We start from the raw sequence: 17,200 nt of genomic DNA on the forward strand, positions 1-17,200 counted from the left end.
GGAGACGCACGCCATGCCCGCACAGGACGTCCCGCCGGCCACCCCCCGGGTCACCATCAGCTACGCGGGCTTCAACCGCGCCTGGGCCGCGTGGATCGGCGACCGGCTGGAGCGGCAGGGCTGGCAGGTCGTCTTCCAGCTGTGGAACCCGCCCGTCGAGGTTCCCCTGGAAGTGGCCCTGCGCGACCTGCTCTTCTCCGACGGCCGCATCCTCGTCGTCCTCAGCGACTGGTACTTCAAGCTCGGCCCCCGCACCGACGCCGAGTGGAACGCCGCGCTGCGCTCCGTCGTCGCCCCCAACTCCGCGCGCTTCGCCGCCGTCTCCGTCTCGCCCGAGCCCAAGCCCGCCGCCGCGCCCGCCTTCGGCGGCACCACCGAGCTGTGGGGCATCGGCGCCCGCGAAGCCGAGCGGCGCCTGGCCGGGCTGCTGGGCACCAGCCCCGCCCTCATCAGCGACTCCAGCTCCACCCTCGGCCGCGGCACCGCCCCCCGCTACCCCCACGACCCGCCCCGCGTCTGGGGCGGCGTCCCCCGCCGCAAGGTCACCTTCACCGGCCGCGAGATCACCCTCCAGCGGCTCTACGACCTCCTCCAGCGCTCCGCTCCCGGCGCCGGCGTCGTCACGCTGCTGGGACTCTCCGGCGTCGGCAAGACCCAGGCCGCCGCCGAGTACGTCTACCGCTTCGGCTCCGAGTACGACGTCGTCTGGTGGGTCCCCGCCGACCAGCGCAGCACCCTGCGCCAGCGCCTGGCCGAGCTGGCCCCCGCCCTCGGCCTGCCCACCGGGCACGAGTACGGCGAGCGCCTGCGCGCCGTCCGCGACGCCCTGCGCCGCGGAGACCCCTGGGCCCGCTGGCTCGTCGTCCTGGACGGCGCCGACGACCCCGGCCCCATCGCGGACCTCATCCCCACCGGCACCGGGCACACCCTCATCACCTCGCGCAACCACGCCTGGGGCGAGCACAATACCGCCCTCCTCCAGGTCCCCGTCTTCGACCGCGACGAGTCCGTGGCCTTCGTCCGCCGCCGCGCCCCCCGCATCGGCGCCCAGGACGCCGCCCTGCTGGCCGACGCCCTGGGCGACCTGCCGCTGGCCCTGGACCAGACCGCCGGCTGGCTCAGCGACTCCACCATGTCCGTGGCCGAGTACATCTCCCTGCTGGAGAGCGACGCCGAGGTCGAGCTGGGCCTGCGCGTGGCACCCGACTTCCCGATGAGCTACGTCACCACCTTCTCGATACTGCTCAACCGGCTGCGCGAGACCGTTCCCGAGGCCGTCGAGCTGCTGCGGCTGTGCGCCTTCTTCGCGCCCGGCGCCATCCCCGCCCAGCTCGTCCGCGGCGTCCCGGCCCAGGACCTCCCCGAGGAGCTGGCCGACCTGATGGACGACTCCCTGCGGTGGAACGCCGCGATCAGCCGCCTCGTCCAGTACTCCGTCATCCGCTGGGACGCCCCCGACGCCGAGACCGACCCGGAGAACAGCGGCACCATCCACCTGCACCGGATGGTCCACCAGACGGTCCGCGGCAGCATGTCCAAGCAGGACCAGGAGCGGTATTCCCGCGCCGTGCGCCGCGCCCTGTCCGCCGCCAACCCCGGCCGCCCAGCGGACACCCGCCGCTGGTCGCGCTACGCCAAGCTCGTCCCGCACCTGGACGCCTCCCGCGCCCTCACCAGCCGCAACGCCGACATGCACGCCCTCATCTTCAACTGCCTCAACTACCTCTACCTCGCGGGCGAGTACCAGATCGGCATCCAGCTCGCGGAGCGCACCCGCACCGCCTGGGAGAGCGCCTTCGGCGCGGACGACCCGCTGGTGTGGGACCTCGTCTCCCAGTACGCCACACTGCTGCGCCCCACCGGCGACTACGCCCGTACCGAGCGGCTCGACCGCCAGGTCATCGAGCGCCTCGGCGCCCACCGCGGCACCGACGACCTCACCGTCCTGCGCGCCGAGGAGGGTCTGGGCGCCGACCTCAGCGGCCTCGCCCGGTACGAGGAGTCCCTGCAGGTCTCCGAGCGGGTCCTGCGCCGGTACCTGGCGCTGGTCGGAGAGCAGGACCCGCGCACGCTCAACGCCCGCCACAACCTCGCCGCCTCCCTGCGGCTGCTGGGCCGCTTCGCCGACGCCTACGAGGCCGACCGGGTCAATCTCCAGGCCCGCCGCCAGCTCCACCGCCCCCGGCACAACCTCTCCCTCTCCTCCGAGGACGCTTACGCCCTCGACCTGCGCCTGCTGGGCCGGTACGACGAGGCCCTGTCCGTCATCGAGCCCAGCGTCGAGACCCACCGCCGCGTCATGGGCCCGGACAACCCCCAGACCCTCACCGCCGAGCTGAACCTCGCCCTGTGCGTACTGCGCTCGGGAGACCGGGCCGCCGCGCACGCCCGTCTGGCCGGGCTGCTGGAGCGGGCCGAGCGGGTGCTGGGCGACGCCTCCCCGCTGACCCTGCGGATCGCCACCTGCTGCTCCTTCGTTCAACGCGCCCACGGCAGCCTGGACCAGGCCCGTGCGCTGGGCGAGCGCACCATGGAGCGCTACCGCGTCTCCCTCGGCGCCCGGCACCCCTTCAGCATCGGCACCCGGGTCAACCACGCGCTCGTCCTGCGCGCCGCCGGGGAGCGGCAGTCCTCGCGCAAGCTGCTGGAGGAGTGCCTGAGCGAGATGACGGCCGCGCTCGGCCCGGACCACCCCTGGACCCTGGGCGTCGCGATGAACGCCACCGCCGCGCGCAACCTCGACGGCGACGTGGAGGGCGCCGCGGCCCTCAGCCGGGACACCGTCCGCCGCGCCGGATCCGTGCTCGGCCCCCGGCACCCCCTGAGCCTGTCCGCGCAGGTCGCGCTCGCCACCGACCTGCGCGGCCTGCGGCTGCGCGAGGAGGCCGACCGGGTGGAGGAGGAGGCGCTGGCCGGGCTGATCGCCACCCTCGGCTCCCAGCACGTCCACACCGTCAGCGCCCGCTCCCGGGTGCGCCCGTACTGGGACTTCGAGCCCCTGCTCAGCTGAGACCCGGGCCGAGCCCGCCCCCCGCGGTCCTCCCGCGGTCCTTCTCGCGACCGCGGGAGCGCGGAACGCCGGACGGCCGGCGCCCCCCGCCCGGGGAGCGCCGGCCGTCCGGCGTTCGTGGCCGTGCTCCTCAGAGGTCGAAGACCTCGGAGACCAGCGCCTGCTGCTCGGCCTGGTGCCGCTTGGCCGAGCCCACCGCCGGCGAGGAGGACGCCGGGCGGGAGACCCGCCGCAGGCCGCGGGCGCGTTCTACCGCCTCCGGCAGGGAGAGCGCCATGAACGGCCAGGCGCCCTGGTTCGCCGGCTCCTCCTGCGCCCAGATCACCGTCTCGGCGCTGCCGAAGCGGTCCAGCTCCGCCTTGATCTCGTCGGCGGGCAGCGGGTACAGCCGCTCGACGCGGACCAGCGCGACGTCCGTGGCGCCCCGCTTCTCCCGCTCCGCGGCCAGGTCGTAGTAGACCTTGCCCGCCGAGAGGACCACCTTGCGCACCGCCTTCGGGTCGGCCGTGGCGTCCCCGATCACCGGGCGGAAGCCGCCGGAGGTGAACTCCTCCGCGGTGGAGGAGGCCGCCTTCAGCCGGAGCATCGACTTCGGCGTGAAGACGATCAGCGGCTTGTGGTGCGGGTTGTGCACCTGCCAGCGCAGGAGATGGAAGTAGTTCGACGGCAGGGTCGGCACCGCCACCGTCATGTTCTTCTGCGCGCACAGCTGGAGGAAGCGCTCGATGCGGCCCGAGGAGTGGTCCGGGCCCTGGCCCTCGTACCCGTGCGGGAGCAGCAGTGTGACGCCGGAGGTCTGACCCCACTTCTGCTCGGCCGAGGAGATGAACTCGTCGATGACGGTGGACGCGCCGTTGGCGAAGTCGCCGAACTGCGCCTCCCACATCACCAGCGCCTCGGGCCGGGCCAGCGAGTACCCGTACTCGAAGCCCATCGCCGCGTACTCGCTGAGGAAGGAGTCGTAGACGTTGAACCGCGCCTGGTCCTCGGTCAGGTAGAGCAGCGGGGTGTAGTCCTCGCCGGTCCTGCGGTCGATCAGCACCGCGTGCCGCTGCCCGAAGGTGCCGCGCCGCGTGTCCTGGCCGGCCAGCCGCACCGGGGTGCCCTCCATCAGCAGGGAGCCGATGGCCAGCAGCTCGCCCATCGCCCAGTCGATCGAGCCCTCCTCGACCATCGCCGCGCGCCGCTGGAGCTGCGGCAGCAGCCGGGGGTGCACGGTGATCCGCTCGGGGGTGTTCACCTGGGACTCGGCGATCCGCTTGACCACCTCGGTGGAGACGCCGGTCTCCACCGCCACGGGGAACTCCGGCCGCGGCGCGTTGCTCTCCGGCGGAGCGGGGGTGACCGTGGCCTCCCTGACCTCCTTGAAGACCTTCTCGAGCTGGCCCTGGAAGTCCTGGAGCGCCTGCTCGGCCTCCTCCAGCGTGATGTCGCCCCGGCCGATCAGCGACTCGGTGTAGAGCTTGCGCACCGAGCGCTTCTTGTCGATCAGGTCGTACATCAGCGGCTGGGTGAAGGACGGGTTGTCCGTCTCGTTGTGGCCGCGGCGGCGGTAGCAGACGAGGTCGATCACGACGTCCTTGTTGAACGCCTGCCGGTACTCGAACGCCAGCCGCGCGACCCGGCACACGGCCTCGGGGTCGTCGCCGTTGACGTGGAAGATGGGGGCCTCGATCATCCGGGCCACGTCGGTGCAGTACGTGGAGGAACGCGCGGCGGCGGCCGTCGCGGTGTACCCCACCTGGTTGTTGATGACCACGTGCACGGTGCCGCCGGTGCGGTACCCGCGCAGCTGCGACATGTTGAGCGTCTCGGCCACCACGCCCTGGCCCGCGAAGGCCGCGTCGCCGTGGATGAGGATCGGCAGCACCGTGAAGTCCTGGCCGCCGCGCCCGATGATGTCCTGCTTGGCGCGGGCCACGCCCTCCACGACCGGGTCCACGGCCTCCAGGTGCGAGGGGTTGGCCGTCAGCGACACCTTGATGGTGCGCCCCGACAGGCCGGTGAACGTCCCCTCGGTCCCCAGGTGGTACTTCACGTCGCCGGAGCCGTGCATCGACTTCGGGTCGAGGTTGCCCTCGAACTCGCGGAAGATCTGGGCGTAGGACTTGCCCACGACGTTGGCCAGGACGTTCAGCCGGCCACGGTGCGCCATGCCGATGACGACCTCGTCGAGCTGGTCCTCGGCGGCCTCGTCCAGCACCGAGTCCAGCAGCGGGATGACCGTTTCGCCGCCCTCCAGCGAGAACCGCTTCTGGCCGACGTACTTCGTCTGGAGGAAGGTCTCGAACGCCTCCGAGGCGTTCAGCCGGCGCAGGATCCGTAGCTGCTCCTCGCGCTCCGGCGGGGTGTGCGGGCGCTCCACGCGGTCCTGGATCCACTTGCGTTCCTTGGGATCCTGGATGTGCATGTACTCGATGCCGGTGGTGCGGCAGTACGAGTCGCGCAGCACGCCGAGGATGTCGCGGAGCTTGAGCATCGACTTGCCGGCGAAGCCGCCGACCGCGAACTCCCGCTCCAGGTCCCACAGGGTGAGGCCGTGCTCCTTGATGTCCAGGTCGGGGTGGCGGCGCTGGCGGTACTCCAGCGGGTCGGTGTCGGCCATCAGGTGGCCCCGGACCCGGTAGGAGTGGATCAGCTCGAACACCCGGGCGGCCTTGGTGACCTCGTCGTCGTGGTTGACGTCGATGTCCCGGTGCCAGCGGACCGGCTCGTAGGGGATGCGCAGGGCCTCGAAGATGTCGTCGTAGAAGCCGTCGTCGCCCAGCAGCAACTGGCTGATGACGCGCAGGAACTCGCCCGAGGTGGCGCCCTGGATGACCCGGTGGTCGTAGGTGGAGGTCAGGGTCATCACCTTGGAGATGCCCAGGCGGTTCAGCGTCTCCTGCGAGGAGCCCTGGAACTCGGCCGGGTACTCCATGGCGCCCACGCCCAGGATCACGCCCTGGCCGGGCATCAGGCGGGGCACGGAGTGCACGGTGCCGATGCCGCCGGGGTTGGTGAGCGAGGCGGTGACGCCGGAGAAGTCCTCCATCGTCAGCTTGCCGGTGCGGGCCCGGCGCACGATGTCCTCGTACGCCTGCCAGAACTCGAAGAAGCTCAGGGTCTCGGCGCGCTTGATGCCGGCCACCACCAGTTGCCGGTCGCCGTTGTCCTTCACCAGGTCGATGGCCAGGCCCAGGCTGATGTGGTCCGGCTTGACCAGCGTCGGCTTGCCCTCCCGCTCCGCGTAGGAGTGGTTCATCTCCGGCATGGCCTTCAGCGCCTGCACCATCGCGTAGCCGATGAGGTGGGTGAAGGACACCTTGCCGCCGCGGGCGCGCTTGAGGTGGTTGTTGATGACGATCCGGTTGTCGAACAGCAGCTTCACCGGGACCGCGCGGACCGAGGTGGCCGTGGGCAGGTCGCGGGAGGCGTTCATGTTCTTGGCGACGGCGGCGGCCGGGCCGCGCAGCTGCACGTACTCCGGTCCCGTCCCGTCCGCCTGAGCCGCGGGCTTCGCGGTCGGCCTGGCGGTGGGCTCCTTCGGGGTGGCCGGGGCCGCAGGGCGCGCGGGCTGCGCCGCCTGCCCGGCCGCCGCGCCCGCCTTCGCCGGGGCCGCGGGGGCCTGGGCGGCGGGCGCGGCGGGCCGCGCGGGCGGCGCGGGCCGCTGGGCCTGGGGCGCCGGGGTCTGCGTCGTCGGGGGAGTGGCCGGCGCGGCGGTGGCCGCGGCCTCGCCGCCGTCCGGCTTCTTGTAGTCGGCGAAGAAGTCCCACCAGGCCCGGTCCACGGAGTTCGGGTCCTGGAGGTACTGCTGGTAGATCTCGTCGACGAGCCATTCATTGGCACCGAAGCCCGCGGCAGGGTTCTTCTCTGCGCTGGGGCCGGTTTCGACACGCGATGTGTTCGGGGACTGTGACGACACGGCGGCAACCGCCCTCTTCCGCTTCACAAGGTCATGGGACAGCGGACATCAAGGCTACGCCTCCCGGAGCGCCCGGCGCAGTCCCGGGCCCTCAGACGTGGCCCACGCCACATTCCGCTGGGGGTTTCAGTCACAGAGCAGCCGGGAACTGCATGAGGTTTGGCCCGATGACGGCACGAACTGATAACGACCTGGCAACATCGAAAGCTTGGGGTGGCGCCAGGCGCGCCCACCCGCGCCCAGCAGCACGGACGCGCCGGGGCGGCCGGGCGGCGCTCGCGGACGCGCCGGGGCACCGGCCGGGGACGGGAGGGCGCGCCGGGCCGCCGGAGCGGCCCGCGGCCGGCCCCTTGTCAGGCCCTTGTCAGATATTTGCCTTGGCGTTACCCGGCAGGGTGAGGCGGATGCGGCAGCCCCGGCGGGACTCCTCCACCCCGATCGTCCCGCCGTGCAGGTCCACCGCCCAGCGGGCGATGGCCAGGCCGAGGCCCGTCCCGCCGTCACGCGGCGTGACGCCGTTGGTGGTGCCGCGCCCGAAGCGTTCGAAGACCAGCTGCCGCTGGGACTGCGGGATGCCGGGCCCCTCGTCGAGGACTTCGAGGACCAGCCCGCCGGGCTGCTGCCCGGGGCGGGCCACGACGGTCACCTGGCCGCCCTGGGGGCTGTGCTTGACGGCGTTGTCCACCAGGTTGGTCACCACCTGGTCGAGCCGCTCGGGGTCGGCGTGCGCGTGAAGGGTGCCCGGCGTCACGTCCAGCCGGAAGCGGACGTCGTTGCGGGCGTGGCCGCGCCGCAGCGCGACGTTCGCGTCGTTGAGCACGGCCGACAGGTACGGCTCCACGTCGAAGCGGCGCGGGTGCAGCGGCACCACGCCGTTCTCCAGCCGGGAGAGGTCGAGGAGCTGCTCGACCAGGCGGCCCAGGCGCTCGGTCTGCCGCAGCGCGGTGGCCATCGTCGCGGGGTCGGCGTCGCACACGCCGTCCACGACGTTCTCCAGCACGGCGCGCAGCCCGGCGATGGGTGTGCGCAGCTCGTGCGAGACGTTGGCGATCAGCTCCTTGCGGTGGCGGTCCACCGCCTGGAGATCGGCCGCCATCCGGTTGAACGCCAGCGCCAGGTCGCCCAGCTCATCGCGCCGGGTGACCCGCACGCGGCGCCCGTAGTCGCCGCGCGCCATGCCCCGGGCGGCGTCCGTCATCTCCAGGACGGGGGCCGCCAGGGACTGCGCCACGAACTGGGTGACCAGCAGCGAGGCGATGATCGCGATGATCGCGATCACCTGTAGCTCTATGTCGGAGCGGTAGGCCAGCAGCGTCAGCAGGGTGGTGATCCCGATGGAGACGATCACCAGCCAGCCGAGAGCGGCCTTGACCGACCGGAAGGGGTCGAGAGGTCGCAGCACGCGCCACATCATGGGCCACGCCCGCCGCCACGCGGAATGCCCGATCGTCTCCGACATGACGATCAGACCTCGCGGGCCGCCTGGCTCCGTCCGGCGGGCTCGCCGGCGAAGCCGGGGGGCGTCTCCAGGGCGTACCCCACACCGTGGACGGTGCGGATGCGCTCGGCGCCGATCTTCCTGCGCAGCGCCTTCACATGGCTGTCCACGGTCCGGGTGCCGGAGGCGTCCGCCCAGTCCCACACCTCGGCGAGCAACTGCTCGCGGGTGAGCACCGCGCGCGGGGAGCGCGCCAGGCACATCAGCAGGTCGAACTCGGTGGGCGTGAGGTGGATGTCCTTCCCGCCCGCCCGCACCCGCCGCTGGGTCCGGTCGATCTCCAGGTCCCCGAGCCGCACGCTCCCGGGCCGGGGCGTGGTGGCGGCCACCGCGGCGCGCTCGACTCGTCTGAGCAGCACGTGCGATCTGGCGACGAGCTCGCGCAGCGAGAAGGGCTTGGTCATGTAGTCGTCGGCGCCGACGCCCAGGCCCACCAGCATGTCGGTCTCGTCGTCCCGGGCGGTGAGCATCAGCACCGGCACCGGCCGCTGGGCCTGCACGCGGCGGCAGACCTCAAGCCCGTCGAAGCCGGGCAGCATCACGTCCAGGATCAGCAGGTCGGGGTGCCAGGCGGCGGCGGTCTCCACCGCGGCCGGGCCGTCCGCCGCCGTCTGGACCAGGAAGCCCTCGGCGCGCAGCCGCGTGGCGATGGCCTCCACAATCGTGGAGTCGTCCTCCACGACCAGCACACGCCGTTGGGCTCCCGGGGTGGTGACGGGGGCGGTGTGGTGGCCGGTGCGGTCCTGGGCGGCGGCCGTGGCCGGCTCGGAGGCGGGCGCGTGGGGTGGCGAAGTCTTCTCCTGATGGGTGCGTTCCATCGGTGCTGTCCTGATTTCTGTCGAAGTCATCTGTCCCGCCCCCGGGATCGTCCTGGGCACCAGTCGGCTGGTTCTGGCTGTCGAATGTGCAGATGAGCACTGCACAGCAGCGTAAGGCGCTGCGACATCTCCCGGCTACGAGTCCTGCCTGGCGAGATGATGGCTGGCGAGAAACAGCACGTCGGGAACGCCTCGGGCGACGGGTACTTCTCTGGTGCGAACGCGCGTGAACCCGGCATTCCGCAGATCCCGCTCGAAACCGGGGGACGGATGCGCCGACCAGACGGCCAGCACGCCGCCCTCCGTCAGCCGTTCCGCGCAAACGGCCAGGCCCGCGGGGGAGTAGAGGCCGCCGTTGTCCTCGGTGACCGTCCAGCCCGGGCCGTTGTCAATGTCCAGGCAGAGCGCGTCCCAGCGGGTGGGGGTGCTGCGCAGGTACTGCGTCAGATCCGTGCCCGTCAGCCGCACGCGCGGGTCGGCGAGCGCCTCGGCGGTCAACGCCCGCAGCGGGCCGTCGCGGTGCCAGTCCAGGACGGCCGCCTCCCGCTCGGCCACCTCGATGCGCCCCCAGCGCGGCTCGGCCGCGGCCTCGGCCAGGGAGAAGCCGACGCCCAGGCCGCCGATGAGGACGGCGGGGGAGGGGCGTTCGTCCAGTTCCTCCAGGGCCGCCGTGACCAGCAGCCGCTCGGAGCGGCCGTCCGAGGTGTCCATCAGGAAGCAGCCGTTGGCGATGATCTGCAGCAGGTCCCCATGGCGCCGCAGCACCACCTCGCCGTGCGGGCCGCGGCGGCGGTCCAGGACCTCGGGGGCGGAGTCCGGGGCGCGTGCGGGGACGGTGGAGGGGCCGTGTGTGGGGGTGGGGGCCATGCGCCCATTGTCGCGCATGGCCCCCTGTGGGGCTCCGGGGGTGCCGGTGCCCCGGTGTCCTCCGGTGTGCCGCCCGGCCTTTGCCCTAGCCGTTGGCGAGCGCCTGGAGCCGGTCGTAGGCGCCGTTGAAACGGTTGTGGTCGCCGACGGTGGGGCCCGTGGAGGTGTACTGCCAGAAGGTGTGGAAGCCCCAGCCGGCCGGGAGCGTTCCGGGGGAGGAGGCGTACCGGGCTATCCACAGCGGGTGGTTGGCGCCGAAGCCGCCGTAGTTGCCCGTGCAGGTCGTCCACCAGTTGGTGGTGGTGTAGATGACCGCCCAACGGCCGGTGCGCGCCTGGTAGGTGGTGAGGAAGTCGCGGATCCAGTTGACCATCGCCGCCTGGCTCAGGCCGTAGCAGGTGGAGCCGTAGGGGTTGTACTCGATGTCCAGCACCCCGGGCAGGGTCCTGCCGTCGCGGGACCAGCCGCCGCCGTTGGAGGCGAAGAAGTTGGCCTGGGTGGCGCCGCTGGAGACGTTGGGCAGCGCGAAGTGGTAGGCCCCGCGGATCATTCCGACGTTGTAGGAGCCGTTGTACTGCTGGGCGAAGTAGGGGTTGCGGTAGCTGGTGCCCTCGGTGGCCTTGACGTAGGCGAAGCGGTTGCCCGCGTTCCACAGGGTGCTCCAGGCGACGTTGCCCTGGTGGCTGGAGACGTCCACGCCCTCGACGGTGGCGTAGGGGACGGGGCCGGGCTCGCCGGAGCGGCGGCCACCGCCCTCGTGCTCGGGGACGGTCATGCCCATCCAGGCCGTGCCGGGCTGGGGGCGGGGCTCCTCGGCCGGGGCGGATGAGCGCGTCGCGGCGGCGCGGCCGTCCGCGGTGGCGGTGGCGGGGGAGGCGAGGAGCAGCGCGCCGGTGGCCAGGAGCGCGCCGAGGAGGGCGGTCAGGCGCCGCCGGGCGGGCCTCGCGCCGGTTCTTGGGGTTCTGGGGGTGGTGCCGGGCTTTCCGATTCCGCGCATGGGCAGGGGCTGCCTTTCGGGAACAGAGTGCGTGGGGGGACGAGACCTGCTCGCCGGCCGTCCACCGGAGCATTGCTGAAGTGGACATGCCATCCGCAAGGTAATGCGCGTAGACCTCCGGGCGGAAGGGGTTCCCGGGAATGCCGTTGGTCCACCCCACTGGCGCCGCCGAACGCGGGTGCGTACACGCTACCCACCGGTTCGGCTTTCACCGGTGAAACCGCGTGAGGAGCCCTCACCCACCCGGTGCCCACCGGGCGTTCACAGCGTGACGAGAATCCCCGACGCGTCGTCGTGCGCCTTGGCGCGCGGGAACGCCACCCCCGCCGGATCCGCCGCCTCCTCCGCCCGGACCCGGGCGATGACCGCCTCCGGCCCGGCCACGGCCAGCTCCCCGAACAACTCCGCCCAGCCGCCCAGGCGGAAGGTCTCCACCCAGCGGCCCAGGCCGTCCGTCACCGCCGCCAGCGAGCGCACGGCCGCGCGCGGCACCGAACCCGTCACCGCCCGTGCCGCCACCGCCGGGTCGGCCGCCGCGGTGAAGAAACCGCCCGCGGCGTTCCGCGAGCCCTCCACGAACTCCGCCCGCCGCTCCCGGGGAAGCCGCCGGGCCGCCGCCCACACCTCGTCGAGACGGGTGTCGAGCACCGGCGCGACGGCCCCGTCCGGCCCCTCGACCAGCAGCGCCGAGTCCCCGATCACCAGGTGGTCGACGGCCCTCTCGTCCCACCGGGTACAGACCACGGTGGCCTGCGGCGTGCGCGGGTGAGAAAGTTCACACGTCTCACGGTGAGCATCGGCGGTGCGGGAGATGGCACCGGCGAGACACTCCGCCAGCGGCATATGCCGCTCGGCCACGGCCCGTTCGAGGAGGGCCCCGCCCAGCCGCGCCGCGAACCACGCGACCGAGTGCCGGCACCCGTCCCCACCCGGGGGCGGGGTCACGCCGTCGAGGAGGACCAGCGCCCCGCCCCGGCCGCCGGCGGGCGCGGCGGCCACCGCGAAGTCCTCGTTGGCGCGGCCCGGGGTGCCCGGCTCGGTGGCCGTCTGGATGCGCATGGTGATCAGTCTGCCGTAGGCTTGGATTTGTCAGCGAATGCGGGAGTAACTCCCCATCGGCAGCGGGCCGGAGCGGATATTGCCAGGACATGGTGCGGAATTCCAGTCCCGGCGGCCTTCCGTGACGGTTTCGGAGCGTCATGTTCCGCCGGTGGCTTGTCCGGCCAACTCCGACTGTTGTTCACTCCTTCGGATGGAGGGTCAGGCGGAGCCCGTGCCCGCCGCGCCGACGCCGGCAAGGTCGGTGCCCACGTGACGAGAATGCGAGCGCAGGTGCGGAACTCAGTGCGGAAGAAGTCGTCGCACCAATCCGCCGACCCCTCGCCCTCCGCGCCCCAGGGCCGCGCCGCCGCGGGCCGCGCCCGCGCCGCCCGCCGCCGCCGGGCCCGGGTGCGCAGCCGCCTCCTCGCCGGCCTCCTCCTCACCGGCTTCGCGGTCGCCGCGGCCGGCACCCCCGCCGTCTACGCCGCCGTCACCGAGCTGGGCGACTCCCGTGAGTACGCCGCCGACGCCCGCCTGGCCCGCCGCGTCGCCGGCCTCTCGCACACCGTCGCCGACGAGCGCGACGCCCTCGTCGTGGCCGTCGCCCAGGGCACCCCCGAGGCCCTGTCCGGCGCCCTGGACGACGAGGAGCGCTCCCGCGCCGACCGCGCCGCCGCCGACCTGGGCGACGAGGCCGGGACGGAGGTCCGCCGCGCCCTGGACGCCCTGCCCCGCGTCCGCGAGGAGGCGCTGGCCGGCGGCTCCACGCCCGCCGCGACGTTCGAGGCGTACTCCGAGGTCATCACCGGGCTCGACCGGGCCTTCCGCGTCCTGACCCGCGGCGTCCCCGACGACCCCACCGGCGGCTCCCTGCCCGATCTCGCGCGCGCCGTCCAGTCCTCCGCCGCCACCCGCGGCCTGCTGCTCGCCGCGCTCGCCGGGGAGGGGGACCAGGGCGAGCTGATCACCCTGGCCCAGCGCGAGACGGCCCGCGAGCAGGCCGCCCTGGCCGACTTCGCGGCCACCGCGCCCGCCGACGCCGCCGCCTTCGCGGAGGAGGCCGTCGCCGGGGAGGCCGTCGAGGCCGCGGAGAACTTCCGCGCCGCCCTCACCGACGCCCCCTACCTCTCCGCCGAGGACCGCGCCCTGGACCCCGAGGGCGTGGGCGACGCCCTCGCCTCCCGCACCGGCCTCCAGCGCGGCGCCCTCTCCGCACTGGCCGCCGAGCGCGCCGAGGCCATGGACGCCGCGCGCGGGGAGAACGTCCGCGAGCTGGCAGCCGTGGCCGGCGTGGCCCTGGGCGCGCTGCTGCTGGCGTTCCTCGTCAGCGTCCGCACCGCGCACTCCCTGACCCGGCCGCTGGCCGCCGTCCGCCTGGGCACCCGCCGCGTCGCCGCCGACCCCACGGGTCAGGAGCCGGTGCGGTACACCGGCCGCAACGACGAGTTCGCCGAGGTCGTCGCCTCCGTCAACGCGCTGCGCGCCCGGGCCGTCGCCCTTCAGGAGGACGCCGCGCGCGCCTCCCGGGAGGCCGCCGAGGCCGCCCGCGACACCGGCGGCCTGCGCGCGGAACGCGACCGGCTGCTCGCCGAGCACGGGGAGCTGAACGCCCGGCTGGCCGCTCTGCACGGCGCGGTGCACGGCATGTTCGCCCACCACGCCCAGCGGCTGCTGGCCCTGGTCGGCGAGCAACTTTCCATCATCGAGGGCCTGGAGGAGCCGGAGACCGACCCCGACCGGCTGGCCGTGCTGTTCACCCTCGACCACCTCGCCGCCCGGATGCGGCGGCACGGCGAGAACCTCCTCCTCCTGGCCGGGGCCGAGCCCGTCAAGCGGCACGGCGAGCCCATGCCCCTGATCGACGTGGCCCGGGCGGCGGTCAGCGAGATAGAGCGGTACGAGCTGGTCGAGACGACCCCGCCGCCCCCGCCCGCCCGGATCACCGGCGGCGCGGCCCGCGACGTCAGCCACCTGCTCGCCGAACTCCTCGACAACGCGACGGCGTTCTCCCCGGCCGGGGCCCGGGTGCGCCTGACCGCCCGCTGGACGGACGCCGAGCTGCTGTTCACCGTCGAGGACGAGGGCGTGGGCCTGTCCGCCGGCCGCGTCGCCGAGCTGAACGCCCGCCTGGCCGACCCGGTCACGCCCCCGCCCGGCGCGGACGGCCCCGACCGCCCCGACGGCCCGCCCGCGGGCGTCGGCATCGGCATGGGCCTGTACACCGTCGCCCGCCTGGCCGCCCGGCACGGCCTGCGCTGCTGGCTCAGCCCCCGCCCCGGGGGTGGCACCCTGGCGCAGGTGATCCTGCCCGGCGCCCTGGTCGAGCCGACCGACCCCGCGGCCCTGCCCCCCGCCCCGCCCGCCGCCCCCGCGGCGGCCCCCGCTCCCGCGCCCGCGGCGCCAGCCGCCGCCCCGCACGTCCCCCGGCAGCCCGATCAGCACGCCCGGGCCGCCGACACCGCCCCCCGCCCGCACGCCGTCACCGACAGCGGCCTTCCGCTGCGCAACCCAGCCGCCCAGCCCGCCCCCGCCCCGCCGCAGGACCGCACGCGCGCCCGCGCCTCCGTGGACGCCGACGACCTGCGCCGCCGTCTCGGCGGCTTCCAGCGCGGGGCCCGGGAGGGACACCGGGACGCCGCCGGCCGGCCGGCCGGTCCGCTTCCCGGCGAGAGAGGAGAGGAGAGGCCGTCATGACCTCACACATGGCCTCGCACGCGACGTCCTACCCCCAGCACCACCTGGCGCCGCTCGCCCCGGACGGCCAGGACCTGCGCTGGCTGCTGTCCCGGCTGGTGGACGAGGTGCCCGGCGTCCTGTCGGTCGCCGTCGTCTCCGCCGACGGGCTGCCGCTGCTGTCCACCTCCCAGCCCACCTACTCCCCGGCCTCCGTCACCGGCCCCCTGGGCGCGGCGGCCGACCTGGCCACCGTCGTCTCCGGCCTGGGCAGCCTCACCGTCGGCGCGGCCTCGCTGATGGACGGCGGCCTGGTGCGCCAGACCCTGGTGGCCATGGAGGGCGGGAACCTCCTGGTGATGTCCATCAGCGACGGCTCGCTGCTGGGCGTCTACACCGAGCCGGAGGCGGACATGGGGGTCGTGACGTACCACATGGCCCTCTTCGTCGGCCGCGCCGGACACCTGCTCACTCCCGAACTCCGGGCCCACCTGCGCCAGTCCACGCCCCGGCCGGGGGTGTAGGAGCAACCGCGAGCCGCCGCCCGGGCGTTCGGGACCTTCGACGGGCACCGTGCGGGCGGGCCCCGGCGCGGGCGGTCAGCCGCCGGGCGGGGCGGAGGCCGCGCGGGCGTCCTCAAGCTCGCCGAGGGCGGCGGCCTGTCCCGCCGTCAGGCCGGCCAGCAGGCCGGCGAGTTCGTCCAGGCGGCGGTGGGCCGCGTCCCTCTCCCAGGCCCTGGGGGCCTGGGAGGTACCCCCTGGCGGCGGCGCTCCTCCGCGCGGGCGCGCTCGGCCGTCAGCTCGGCGCGGGCCTCCTCGGCCTCGCGCGCGGCCCGGCGCTCGGCGCGGGCCTGGCGGGCGATCCGGGCGACCTGGGCGCGCTCGGCCCCCGCGCGACCGCCTCCTCGTGCGGGGAGGCGCCGCCGAGCAGCAGCCGCAGCCCGGCGGGCAGGCGCGGACCCGCGCGGTACTGGGCGCGGGCCAGGGCGCCCGCCGGCTCGCGGGCGCGGTCCAGCTCGCGGCGGGCGCGGGCCAGGCGCGCGTCGCGGGACTCCGCCCGGGCGTGCAGGGCACGCAGGCGCCCGCCGGCCTCGTCGTACGCGGCCGAGGCGTCGGCCGTCTCGGCGTACCGGGTCCGAAGCTCCGTCACCAGCTCCTGGAGGCCGGGCGGTTCCGGCGCCGGGGCCGCGGCGGCCGGGGGCGCGAGCAGCGGAGGGGCAGGGACAGCAGGGCGGCGGCCGTTCGCGTCATGCGGCGATGCTCGCCGCCCGCGCCCGTCCCCGCACGCCCGGCGCGGCCATGGGGGTACCTCCCGGGGCCGCAGGGGAGGGGCCCGCGCCGCGGCGCATCCGGCCCGGACGCCCCGTCAGAGGGGCCCGGGCGGCGGCTGGTAGACGTAGCGGAAGCCGCGTGGCAGGCGCAGCCGGGGCGTGTGCCCGGCCGGTTCGAGCCGGTAGACGTGGACCGTCTCCGGCTCGCCGGGGTCGCCCGGCACCGGCACCCGGTAGACCCGCGGCGGACGGCCGGTCGGCCCGACGAGGACCGGCAGCACCATGCCGTCCAGCGGCCCGCCCACGAACGGCGTCTCCTCGCTGCGCACGCTCCCGCTCCCGGGGCTCAGGCGGAGGGCCGGGGCGAGACCAGGGGCATCATCATGCGCAGCCGCTCGATCAGAGAGTCGACGCGCCCGCCCACCGGCTCCAGCTCGGCGGCCCGCAGCAGCACCCGGGCCGTTTCCCCGTCCTGGAGGGCCGTCACCGTGATCTGAAGGAGCAACTGCTCCACCAGCCAGTCCCGCAGCTCCTCCACCGGCGGCTGCCGGTCCTCGTCCAGCCAGATCAGCGAGGCCGCCTCCACGGCGGTGATCCAGGTGCGCAGCGTCATGCCCAGCCGCCGGCCCGGCTGCTCCACCTCCAGGTGGATCAGGACCTGCTGTGCGGCGGCCCGGCGCACCCCGTCCACGATGGCCGAGGTCCGCGAGGTCTCCACGACGCTGCCGCCCTTCAGCAGCGCGGTGAAGCCCTCGGCGTGCTCGTCCACGAAGGCCAGGTAGCGGTCGACGCCGCTGGCCAGCCGCTCGCTCAGGGGCCCGGCGGGCGGGACCGCGAAGCAGTCGCGCAGGTCGTCGGCCGCGTGCTGGAGCGCGGCCTCGTAGAGCTGCTGCTTACCGCCGGGGAAGTACCGGTAGACCAGGGGGCGGGAGACGCCGGCGGCCCGCGCCACGTCGTCCAGGGAGACGTCCTCGGGGACGTTCCGCGCGAACAGCCGCTGCGCGGTGAGGATCAGCTGCTCGCGGCGCTGGGCGACGCTCAGTCTTCGGTAGGCCGGGCCGGGGGGCGCGGGGCGGCTGCTCATGCCGGAAGCGTATCCGTCCGGGCCCCCGGCGGGAGGAC

The 17,200-nt window shown here is 74.4% G+C and carries 12 protein-coding genes; 3 read left to right on the forward strand and 9 right to left on the reverse strand.

The annotated features are described in order from the left end of the window. The first annotated feature begins 13 nt into the window (after positions 1-13). On the forward strand, positions 14-3,010 hold the full coding sequence (gene fxsT / locus RM780_RS15270; RefSeq protein WP_311631256.1) for an FxSxx-COOH system tetratricopeptide repeat protein: 2,997 nt from the start codon (positions 14-16) through the stop codon (positions 3,008-3,010). Between the two features lie 130 nt (positions 3,011-3,140). Here the strand turns inward: fxsT and RM780_RS15275 are convergent, their stop codons facing one another. The 6 genes from RM780_RS15275 to RM780_RS15300 form a co-directional block, all read right to left on the reverse strand. Next, entirely contained in the window at positions 3,141-6,914 is a 3,774-nt protein-coding gene (locus tag RM780_RS15275) for a multifunctional oxoglutarate decarboxylase/oxoglutarate dehydrogenase thiamine pyrophosphate-binding subunit/dihydrolipoyllysine-residue succinyltransferase subunit (RefSeq protein WP_311631257.1), read from the reverse strand. A 364-nt stretch (positions 6,915-7,278) separates the two neighbouring features. Next, positions 7,279-8,373, reverse strand: a complete 1,095-nt coding sequence (locus RM780_RS15280; RefSeq protein WP_311631258.1) for a HAMP domain-containing sensor histidine kinase — start codon at positions 8,371-8,373, stop codon at positions 7,279-7,281. Between the two features lie 5 nt (positions 8,374-8,378). Beyond that, positions 8,379-9,230, reverse strand: coding sequence for a response regulator transcription factor (locus RM780_RS15285; protein WP_311631259.1), 852 nt, complete (start codon positions 9,228-9,230; stop codon positions 8,379-8,381). A gap of 135 nt (positions 9,231-9,365) precedes the next feature. Beyond that, the gene (locus RM780_RS15290; protein ID WP_311631260.1) at positions 9,366-10,097 is read right to left on the reverse strand and encodes a spermidine synthase family protein; all 732 of its coding nucleotides are present in this window, start codon (positions 10,095-10,097) and stop codon (positions 9,366-9,368) included. An 85-nt stretch (positions 10,098-10,182) separates the two neighbouring features. Then, on the reverse strand, positions 10,183-11,094 hold the full coding sequence (locus tag RM780_RS15295; protein WP_311631261.1) for a lysozyme: 912 nt from the start codon (positions 11,092-11,094) through the stop codon (positions 10,183-10,185). A gap of 261 nt (positions 11,095-11,355) precedes the next feature. Next, positions 11,356-12,153, reverse strand: coding sequence for a protein phosphatase 2C domain-containing protein (locus tag RM780_RS15300; protein ID WP_311631262.1), 798 nt, complete (start codon positions 12,151-12,153; stop codon positions 11,356-11,358). A gap of 285 nt (positions 12,154-12,438) precedes the next feature. On the opposite strand from RM780_RS15300, the gene RM780_RS15305 reads away from it, so the two are divergent. Beyond that, positions 12,439-14,829 carry a sensor histidine kinase gene (locus tag RM780_RS15305; RefSeq protein WP_311631263.1) on the forward strand — a complete coding sequence of 797 codons (2,391 nt, stop codon included), beginning with the start codon at positions 12,439-12,441 and terminating at the stop codon, positions 14,827-14,829. Continuing rightward, entirely contained in the window at positions 14,826-15,332 is a 507-nt protein-coding gene (locus RM780_RS15310; protein WP_311631264.1) for a roadblock/LC7 domain-containing protein, read from the forward strand. Before RM780_RS15305 ends, RM780_RS15310 begins: the two co-directional genes overlap by 4 nt. Before the next feature lie 271 nt (positions 15,333-15,603). Here RM780_RS15310 and RM780_RS15315 read toward each other — a convergent pair whose 3' ends face one another. The 3 genes from RM780_RS15315 to RM780_RS15325 all read right to left on the reverse strand — a co-directional run bounded on the left by RM780_RS15315 (position 15,604) and on the right by RM780_RS15325 (position 17,162). Beyond that, positions 15,604-15,957, reverse strand: coding sequence for a hypothetical protein (locus RM780_RS15315; RefSeq protein ID WP_311631265.1), 354 nt, complete (start codon positions 15,955-15,957; stop codon positions 15,604-15,606). A 216-nt stretch (positions 15,958-16,173) separates the two neighbouring features. Further along, positions 16,174-16,407, reverse strand: coding sequence for a hypothetical protein (locus RM780_RS15320; protein ID WP_311631266.1), 234 nt, complete (start codon positions 16,405-16,407; stop codon positions 16,174-16,176). Between the two features lie 17 nt (positions 16,408-16,424). Then, positions 16,425-17,162 (reverse strand): TetR/AcrR family transcriptional regulator, encoded by a 738-nt coding sequence (locus RM780_RS15325; RefSeq protein ID WP_311631267.1) that lies wholly within the window; start codon positions 17,160-17,162, stop codon positions 16,425-16,427. Between the last annotated feature and the right edge of the window lie 38 nt (positions 17,163-17,200).

Origin of the sequence: Streptomyces boetiae (genome assembly GCF_031845405.1) — a bacterium.
Taxonomy (GTDB): Bacteria; Actinomycetota; Actinomycetes; order Streptomycetales; family Streptomycetaceae; genus Streptomyces; species Streptomyces boetiae.

Excerpts from the sequence above, each read along its gene's own strand:
- RM780_RS15285 (WP_311631259.1), bottom strand. The coding sequence starts at position 9,230 with ATGGAACGCACCCATCAGGAGAAGACTTCGCCACCCCACGCGCCCGCC.
- RM780_RS15325 (WP_311631267.1), bottom strand. The coding sequence starts at position 17,162 with ATGAGCAGCCGCCCCGCGCCCCCCGGCCCGGCCTACCGAAGACTGAGC.
- RM780_RS15310 (WP_311631264.1), top strand. The coding sequence starts at position 14,826 with ATGACCTCACACATGGCCTCGCACGCGACGTCCTACCCCCAGCACCAC.
- RM780_RS15280 (WP_311631258.1), bottom strand. The coding sequence starts at position 8,373 with ATGTCGGAGACGATCGGGCATTCCGCGTGGCGGCGGGCGTGGCCCATG.
- RM780_RS15290 (WP_311631260.1), bottom strand. The coding sequence starts at position 10,097 with ATGGCCCCCACCCCCACACACGGCCCCTCCACCGTCCCCGCACGCGCC.
- RM780_RS15300 (WP_311631262.1), bottom strand. The coding sequence starts at position 12,153 with ATGCGCATCCAGACGGCCACCGAGCCGGGCACCCCGGGCCGCGCCAAC.
- fxsT (WP_311631256.1), top strand. The coding sequence starts at position 14 with ATGCCCGCACAGGACGTCCCGCCGGCCACCCCCCGGGTCACCATCAGC.
- RM780_RS15295 (WP_311631261.1), bottom strand. The coding sequence starts at position 11,094 with ATGCGCGGAATCGGAAAGCCCGGCACCACCCCCAGAACCCCAAGAACC.